This is a genomic window from Nocardia sp. NPDC004168, from assembly GCF_040610355.1.
GTDB lineage: Bacteria > Actinomycetota > Actinomycetes > Mycobacteriales > Mycobacteriaceae > Nocardia > Nocardia sichangensis.
Genome location: NZ_JBEXME010000001.1, coordinates 572,374 through 579,689 on the forward strand (window position 1 = coordinate 572,374; position 7,316 = coordinate 579,689).

The following is a 7,316-nucleotide window of genomic DNA, read 5'->3' on the forward strand; positions in this document are numbered from 1 at the left end:
GCCTTCATCGCCCCGCCCAATCGCCCCGCCTATTGGAAGGAGCTCACGTTGTTCACCTGGTTCGCCTGCGTGTACCCGCTCAGCACGTACTCGCAGCTGAAACCGCCGGAACTGTCCCAGGTAATCGGGGTCGACTCGGTGCCGACATCGGTGATCCACAGGATGTAGATCTCGTGCCCCGCCTCGTACTCGGAGCTGGTCTGTCCGGGGGCGAGAATGAACAGCGATTTGGGCTGGTCCCATTCCTGCCGGTAGACCGAAACGTACACGTCCGTGTCGTTGTACAGCTTGTACCAGCCGGGCGAACTCTTCTGGGCGGGCGGCTGCTCGGTAGGTGCGGACAAAGACACGATCTTCCGCTTGGCTCCCATGCCGGTATCGGTCATCGGTCGTCTCCCTTCAGGTCGTGCGCTCGACAGCAATCGATGGCGCGAACCTCGTTCGCCCGGTGCAGCATATGAATTCGCGGCCGTGCGTTCCCTCACCTCTTTCGGATGAATTACTCCGGCATCGAGGAGCGGAGACGGCGATCTGGATACAGCTGCGGGAATCCGCTCCGATGTGGAGCCGTTTCTGCTGTACTTGCTGTCTGCGATTCGCCTTGGACGACGACTACGAGATCAGCGCAGCGTCACGGGCGGTGTCGAGCCCGGTAGCGGTGCGCTCACACAGTGAGGACGAGACCATGGCCGAAAAGACTGCCACGACTTACCAGATCATCAACTACGAGACGGGCCAAGCACTCGCGGTCGACGGCACCGCGGACAGCGTGACCATGTGCCAGCGTGCCGCCGACGACGACGCGCAGCTGTGGACCTGTCCGGCCAATCCCGAAGAGGGCGATTTCGACATCGTCAACAAGAAAACGGGCGGCCATCTCGCGGCGATCCGTGCGAATGGGCACCTGGTGTGCAGCGAGGAGCATTACGGCTGGGACCTGCCGGATTTCCCGGAGATTTCTCCGATCGCGACCAGCGACGACGAATTCGTCATCGGGGTGATCGTGAACAATCGACCGCAGCTGTTGATCAACCGGGAAAGCGACCGGGAGAAGTGGATTTTCCGGAAGGTGTGAGCGTTCGCGGATCGGCTGCCGCCTGCTACTTCGATGCGAGACCGAACCGTTCGGCGAATTCCGACATCTTGTCGTGCTGTTCTTCGGCGCTCGCCGTGGTCAGGTTGACCACGATCCGGGTCACGCCGTGTTCTTCGAGTTGCCCGACCTGCTCGGCCGACAGATCGGCCGAGCCCCAGCGCGTGTACTCCAAGGCGGCCGGGTCCCGGCCCGCTTCCGCGGCCGCCTTGCGCGCCACCTCGATCTGCAGATCGCGCTCGGCCTCCTCCAGCATTCCGCCCGCGAAGTAGCCGTTGCCGCGCAGTCCGGCGCGGCGGGCGGCAGCCCGGCTCGATCCGCCCACGTGGATCGGAAGTCCGGCCACCTCGAGCGGCTTCGGGTAACTGCAGAGAGCGTCGAAGTCGAAGAACTCGCCGTGATAGCCGACGCCGTCGGGACCGCCCGACCACAGCAGGCGCAGCACGTCGATCGCCTCGTCGGCGCGGCGGCCGCGGGTGTGGAAGTCCACCCCCACCGCCCGCGCCTCGCCGGGCAGGGCCCCGATTCCGACGGTGAGCAGCCGCATGCGGCCCTTGGACAAGACATCGATGGTGGCCAGGCGCTTGGCGAGCACCACGGGGTGGCGATACGGCAGCAACAGGACACCGGTGCCCAGCAGCAGTCGTCGCGTGGCCGCGGCGACGAAACCCAGACAGTCGAGTGGATCGAAGTAGGGCAGTGTCGCGGGCAGTTCTCCAGCGCCGTAGGACGCGCCGGGGTACAACGCGATGTGATCCTGCACGTACAGGGCCTCGAAACCACATTCCTCGGCATGCTGGGCAAACCTGATGAGCCGATCGGGGTCGGTCCCGTTGAACGGCGTGCTGTAGCTGATCGCGAATTTCACAGACATCCCTTCGTATGCGCGTCGGCGCGAATCCAGCGGCGGAGCATCTCGGATGGAGAGCGGAGCCGGTGTGAGCCCGCATCGCCGTACTCGCGATCTCCGCACCACACCGGCGTCGTCACGGTAAACCTTGCCGTCGATGTCAACGCAAGTCGAGCATGGCGGGATCAAACCAGGTACCGGTCGGCCACCTTCGCGATCTCGTCGAGGGCGTGCAGTGTTTCCGATTCCGGAAGGGTCGGCAGGCCGAAGAGCAACCGCTGCACTCCGGCCTCGGCATAGCCCTCGATCAGGGCAGGATCCGTCGCGACGAATGCGACCGTGACCGGCAGGTCGTGCCCGTCGAGCCGGGACAGCTGAGCGGGGATTTCGGCGGGATCGGTCACAGCGGCAGGGATCCAGCCGACACCGTGGCGGATCGCGCGTTCGGCCGCTGCCTCCGCGCCGCCGAGGAAGATCGGCGGATGCGGCTGCTGCACGGGTTTCGGCCAGGCGTACATCGGCTCGAAATCCAGGAACCGGCCGTGGAATTCGGCGAGTTCGTCGGTCCAGATCGCCCGGATGGCGGCGAGTTGCTCGTCCAGCAGTGCGCCGCGGGTGCGTGGATCGGTGCCGTGATCGGCCATCTCCTCGCGATTCCAGCCCGTGCCGACGCCGAAGACGAAGCGTCCGCCGGAGATCAGGTCGAGCGTCGCGACCTCCTTGGCGGTGTGGATGACGTCGCGCTGGATCAGCAGGGTCACGCCGGTTCCGAGGATCAGCCGCTCGGTGACGGCCGCGACGGCGGCGAGCGCGACGAACGGATCCACCGCGCGGTAGTACGGCCGCGGCAGCTCGCCGCCGCCCGGGGCAGGGGACCTGCGGCTCGCGGGGATATGGGAGTGCTCGGCCAAGAACATCGACTCGAACCCCCGCTCCTCCAGTGCCACACCGAGTTTCGGACCGCTGATGCCTTCGTCGGTGACGAAGGTGGTGATGCCTATCTTCATGAGCCCTATGCTCGAACCTTCACATCTATGTGATGGTCAACCCGGGTCGGTATGAGGTGGAACACATATGCGTATCGGAGAATTGTCCGAGCGAACCGGCACGTCTCGGCGATTGCTGCGCTACTACGAAGAGCAGGGCTTGATCGCGGCGCAGCGCTGTGGCAACGGTTATCGCACCTACGACGAGCGTTTGGTGGACCGCGTTCGCCAGATCCGGGGACTGCTCGACGCCGGCCTGCCCACCCGCATCATCAAACAGATCCTGCCCTGCCTCGACCAGCCTTGCTCCATCATGTTCGACGAGGCGACGCCGGAAATGCTCACCTTGCTCGAGGACGAACTGACCCGCATGTCCCGGCGCATCGACTGCCTCACCCGCAACCGGGAGGCCATCGCCGAATACCTCGACGCGGTGCGTACCCATACGAGTCGCCAACTGCGGCGGCGGGATCTGCATCTGACCGAATCCTGAGTCGCCGAGGCATATTCGGACCACTTATGCGGGCCGGACGCATGGCGACGGAGGCGCCCGCCACAGCGCCGCATTGCTCCGCTCGACTCGTCCGCCGCAGCCCGTCCGCCGCAACCCGTCGTCCAGCAGCATCGGTCCTCGAAAGTCATGCAGCGTCAGGCGGTCGCGCAACGTCGCCATCCGGGCCTGCCGTGTGGAACTAATCCACTGCGGTAGTCGGTCCTGCTACTGAGTGTCGATCCGCGGCAGGCGGATTGCATCCGGGTCAGCGGGCGGCCGCGAGCGCCGCGAGGGTTTCGGCCGATGTGTACGCCGGTTTCCAGCCGAGATGCTGCTTCGCGCGGTTGGTGTCCATGACGACGGGGGTGCGCACGATGTGCAGCCACTCGAGGGTGGCGGGCACGAAGGGGAGATAGGTGAGGGCCGTCGAGGTCGCCGTGGCGGCGAAGGCGGGGACGCGCACCGGTCTGCCGCCCAGCGCGGTCACCACGTCGGACAGGCTGAGGGTGCCGTCGCCCGCGATGTTGTACGCGCCGGGCGGAGCGTCCGCGGTGGCGGCCAGTGCGATGGCGGTGGCCACGTCGTCGTGGTGGACGAGTTGCAGGGGGTGTCCAGGGTCGGGAACGATCGGCTTGAACAGCGGATTCGCGCGGGCCAGAGCGCGCAGCGGGCCGGGAAGTTTCGCCCACGGCAGGTCGTGCAGGGCCGGTGCCTTCGGACCCGCCACGATGCACGGCCGCAGCACGAACACTTCGAGGTCGGAGCCCGCCGTGATCTCGGTGAGCGCGGCTTCGCAGGCGGCCTTCTGCTGGGAGTAGTAGTGCTCGGTCGAGCCCTCGGGCGGCACGTCCTCGGTGAGGGGCGAAGGATTGTCCAGGTGGTAGCCGTAGGCGGCGACCGAGGAGGTGTAGACGAGGCGGCGGGCTCGTTCGGCGGCCACCGTCGCCTCGAAGACGTTGCGGGTGCCCTCGAGATTGACGCGTGCGCTGTCCTGCCGCGAGCCCATGATCACGAATGCCAGGTGGATCACCACCTCGGCGTCGGCGACCAAGGCGTCCACGGCGGCCCGGTCGAGGATGTCGCCGCGCCGGTACTCGGTCTTCGTCCAGCCGTGCGCGGCGGGGTCGAAGGGGCGGCGGGCCATGCCGAGGATCCGGCCCACCGCCGGGTCGCGTTCGAGTGTGGTGACAGCGGAGATGCCGATCTCGCCGGTCGGTCCGGTGACGGCGACGGTAATACCCATGGAGCATGAATTCCCCTGCCGCCATGGGCGAAACGGTGCTCAGTCGGGCGGCTCCACCGCGCCCGCCTCCTCGTTGCGGTCTTCGTCCCGCGGGGTTTCGTAGGTTTCGAGGTCCAGGTCGTCGGGGTGGGAGGTATCGGTCTGGTCGCCCAGTTCGGGTGCCTTCTTGTTTCCGGGTTCGGTCACGTCCGTGGCCTACCCACCGATGTCGTCTTCACGCGCGGTGCGGTATCGGAATCCGCCCGAGAGTTTCGGGTCGCCGTACGGCCGGCGCCGAGGAAGCGCATCCTCTCCGCACGCCACCAGCGCGGTGCCGTCGATCCCGAGTAGCATCGCGCGCGGCCCGAGGTGTCAGAGGGTGAGTAGGACCTTCGTGGCGCGGCGCTGGTCCATCGCGCGGTAGCCTTCGGCGGCTTCGTCGAGGGGCAGGGTGCGGTCGAAGACCTCGCCGGGATGGATGTCGCCGCGGAGGATGAGGTCGATCAATTCGGGCAGGAAGCGGCGCACAGGCGCGGGTCCGCCGTGCAGGTGCACACCGGAGAAGAACAGTTCCATGCCGTCGAGCGCGACATCGTGGCTCACCCCGACATAACCGACGTGTCCGCCGGGGCGCGTCGACCGGATGGCCTGTTCCATCGATTCCTGGGTCCCGACGGCTTCGACGACCGAGTGCGCGCCCAGGCCGCCGGTGAGTTCCTTGATCCGGGCCACACCGGCGTCACCGCGTTCGGCGACGATATCGGTGGCGCCGAACTTGCGGGCCAAAGCCTGGCGGTCGGCGTGGCGGCTCATGACGATGACGCGGTCCGCGCCCAGCTGCCCGGCGGCCAGCACGGCCAGCAACCCGACCGCGCCGTCCCCGACGACCGCGACGGTCTTGCCGGGACCCGCCTCGGCGGCCACGGCGGCGAACCACCCGGTGCCGAGCACGTCGGACGCCGTGAGCAGGTGCGGGATCTGCTCGGGCGTGGGGGTGGCGGGGACCACGACGAGGGTGCCGTCGGCCAGCGGGATCCGGGCTTGCTCGGCCTGGGTGCCGATCATGCCGATCGGTACGTTGTGCACGCAGCGGCTCTGATAGCCGGCGCGGCAGATCTCGCAGGTGTTGTCGGAGGCGAAGAAGGAACCGACGACGAAGTCGCCGACTTTCAGTGTGCTCACTTCCGGCCCGATCTCGGTGACCACGCCGATGTATTCGTGGCCCATCGGGGTGGGTCCCCTCAGCTTCTCGATGCCGCGGTAGGGCCACAGGTCCGACCCGCAGATACAGGTCGCGGCGATGCGGATGACCGCGTCGGTGGGCTCCACGATCCTCGGGTCCTCCCGCTGCTCGACGCGCACGTCACCGGGGGCGTGCATGACGACTCCGCGCATGATTCGGTCCTCCTTCACAAACGATGTCCGTTGTCGATCGGCTCGGCGCCGGGATACCGCTGACGGCTCGGCTCACACCTCGGCGACCAGATGCCGTTGTCGAAGTGGGAATGCCCGGTCGACCCCCGATCGGGCCGGTCTCCCGCCGGGCCGAACGTCGTGTCCCCGGACTGCGCCGCTCCGAAGTGGCCGCGCCGGCCGGGGCGACCTCGCCCGGCGCCGCCGATGCCGTCCCGACCTCCAGCCGGCCCGCGGGTCGAGCCCACTTGTCCCGGCGTGCTCGGTCCTCCTGACCGTTCGGGGCCCACTGCCGGTGTCACGATCTCGTCCGGCCGGTCCGTCGATGTCCGCCCATCGTCGCGGTCGTGCGCATGCGCCGCCGGGGCCGAAGATAGATAGGCCCCAGCCTGATCGGCGCGATTATCGCCGGATCACCGGCGCGATCCGCATACTCAGCGCTCGCAGATGATTTCGCCGACCGCTGTTCGGGTGCGTGCGTAAGTGACGACATCGTCCGCGTAGGCCGAGGCGTCCGGTCCCGTGGTGCACTGTTGGAAGCGGCGTATGGCCTCATCGAGGCGCGGTCCTGGTCCGCGGTCGGCGAGGAGGACGACGATCGCTTCCCAGGTCCGGATGCCCGGATCGGGTTGGGACGACAACTCGTCGAGGTAGTGATCGGCTTCCAGCAGCCGTAGCGCTCTGCGGGCGTAGGCGTGCACGCGGCGGGGAAGTTGGCCGCGGATGGCGTCGATGTCGGATTGCAACGCCTGCTGGCCCGTCTGCGCTGGGTCGAGCCGCAGGATCCACGGCGTGGTCAGTTCATCGGACAGCGAGCGAGTGTCGATCAGGTCGGGGCCGGTGGCCGATTCCAGCGGTACATGGGGCAGGCCCAGTCGTGTGTTGCGCCAGTTGCAGTACTGCCACCACGGGGTGGGGGTGGCCTTCAAGGTCAGCCCGAAGCCGAGGACCTGTTGTCCGTCGGTCCATGTGCGGGTCACGCGGGTACGGCCGACGGACGCGACGCCGCGCGCCTCGACTCGTGTCCAGGTGGGCTCGACGCCATGGAACCCGTACGGCTGTAGCAGTTTTCCTGTTTCGCGCAGAAGGCGGCGCAGTGCCGTATCGGGGTTGACCATGCCCGGCAGATTAATCGCGACATCCGACACGACGGCAGCCCACCGGGACTGCCCTCGGTATGAACCGCCCCAGAGGGCGCGTGAGCCGTTTGTGGTCGGTCACAGCATTTACGCATACTACCGGCTGGTAATGAGAGGCGT

9 protein-coding genes are annotated in these 7,316 nt (G+C 67.4%); 2 read left to right on the forward strand and 7 right to left on the reverse strand.

The genetic code is table 11. The annotated features are described in order from the left end of the window. Positions 1-29: 29 nt before the first annotated feature. Entirely contained in the window at positions 30-386 is a 357-nt protein-coding gene (locus tag ABZW96_RS02855; protein ID WP_355070678.1) for a hypothetical protein, read from the reverse strand. A gap of 299 nt (positions 387-685) precedes the next feature. Here ABZW96_RS02855 and ABZW96_RS02860 point away from each other — a divergent pair, with 299 nt between their 5' ends. Beyond that, positions 686-1,075, forward strand: a complete 390-nt coding sequence (locus tag ABZW96_RS02860; RefSeq protein WP_355070680.1) for an RICIN domain-containing protein — start codon at positions 686-688, stop codon at positions 1,073-1,075. A 25-nt stretch (positions 1,076-1,100) separates the two neighbouring features. Here the strand turns inward: ABZW96_RS02860 and ABZW96_RS02865 are convergent, their stop codons facing one another. Both ABZW96_RS02865 and ABZW96_RS02870 read right to left on the reverse strand, forming a co-directional pair. Further along, on the reverse strand, positions 1,101-1,967 hold the full coding sequence (locus ABZW96_RS02865) for a TIGR03619 family F420-dependent LLM class oxidoreductase (RefSeq protein WP_355070682.1): 867 nt from the start codon (positions 1,965-1,967) through the stop codon (positions 1,101-1,103). Between the two features lie 161 nt (positions 1,968-2,128). After that, positions 2,129-2,950, reverse strand: a complete 822-nt coding sequence (locus ABZW96_RS02870) for a TIGR03619 family F420-dependent LLM class oxidoreductase (RefSeq protein ID WP_355070684.1) — start codon at positions 2,948-2,950, stop codon at positions 2,129-2,131. A 67-nt stretch (positions 2,951-3,017) separates the two neighbouring features. Here ABZW96_RS02870 and ABZW96_RS02875 point away from each other — a divergent pair, with 67 nt between their 5' ends. After that, on the forward strand, positions 3,018-3,422 hold the full coding sequence (locus tag ABZW96_RS02875) for a MerR family transcriptional regulator (protein WP_355070685.1): 405 nt from the start codon (positions 3,018-3,020) through the stop codon (positions 3,420-3,422). 265 nt (positions 3,423-3,687) lie between these two features. On the opposite strand, the gene ABZW96_RS02880 is transcribed toward ABZW96_RS02875, so the two are convergent. The 4 genes from ABZW96_RS02880 to ABZW96_RS02895 all read right to left on the reverse strand — a co-directional run bounded on the left by ABZW96_RS02880 (position 3,688) and on the right by ABZW96_RS02895 (position 7,205). Further along, complete coding sequence (locus tag ABZW96_RS02880; RefSeq protein WP_355070687.1) at positions 3,688-4,665, reverse strand: NAD-dependent epimerase/dehydratase family protein; 978 nt, start codon at positions 4,663-4,665, stop codon at positions 3,688-3,690. Positions 4,666-4,704: 39 nt separating this feature from the next. Then, the gene (locus tag ABZW96_RS02885; RefSeq protein WP_355070689.1) at positions 4,705-4,851 is read right to left on the reverse strand and encodes a hypothetical protein; all 147 of its coding nucleotides are present in this window, start codon (positions 4,849-4,851) and stop codon (positions 4,705-4,707) included. 165 nt (positions 4,852-5,016) lie between these two features. Further along, positions 5,017-6,039, reverse strand: a complete 1,023-nt coding sequence (locus tag ABZW96_RS02890; RefSeq protein WP_355070691.1) for a zinc-dependent alcohol dehydrogenase family protein — start codon at positions 6,037-6,039, stop codon at positions 5,017-5,019. Between the two features lie 452 nt (positions 6,040-6,491). Continuing rightward, positions 6,492-7,205: a hypothetical protein gene (locus tag ABZW96_RS02895; protein WP_355070692.1), complete on the reverse strand. Its 714-nt coding sequence runs from the start codon at positions 7,203-7,205 to the stop codon at positions 6,492-6,494. Positions 7,206-7,316: the final 111 nt, after the last annotated feature.

What these genes read in the sequence shown, in the direction of transcription:
- ABZW96_RS02855 (WP_355070678.1), bottom strand. Translation starts at nt 386, where the DNA reads ATGACCGATACCGGCATGGGAGCCAAGCGGAAGATCGTGTCTTTGTCC.
- ABZW96_RS02860 (WP_355070680.1), top strand. Translation starts at nt 686, where the DNA reads ATGGCCGAAAAGACTGCCACGACTTACCAGATCATCAACTACGAGACG.
- ABZW96_RS02865 (WP_355070682.1), bottom strand. Translation starts at nt 1,967, where the DNA reads ATGTCTGTGAAATTCGCGATCAGCTACAGCACGCCGTTCAACGGGACC.
- ABZW96_RS02870 (WP_355070684.1), bottom strand. Translation starts at nt 2,950, where the DNA reads ATGAAGATAGGCATCACCACCTTCGTCACCGACGAAGGCATCAGCGGT.
- ABZW96_RS02875 (WP_355070685.1), top strand. Translation starts at nt 3,018, where the DNA reads ATGCGTATCGGAGAATTGTCCGAGCGAACCGGCACGTCTCGGCGATTG.
- ABZW96_RS02880 (WP_355070687.1), bottom strand. Translation starts at nt 4,665, where the DNA reads ATGGGTATTACCGTCGCCGTCACCGGACCGACCGGCGAGATCGGCATC.
- ABZW96_RS02890 (WP_355070691.1), bottom strand. Translation starts at nt 6,039, where the DNA reads ATGCGCGGAGTCGTCATGCACGCCCCCGGTGACGTGCGCGTCGAGCAG.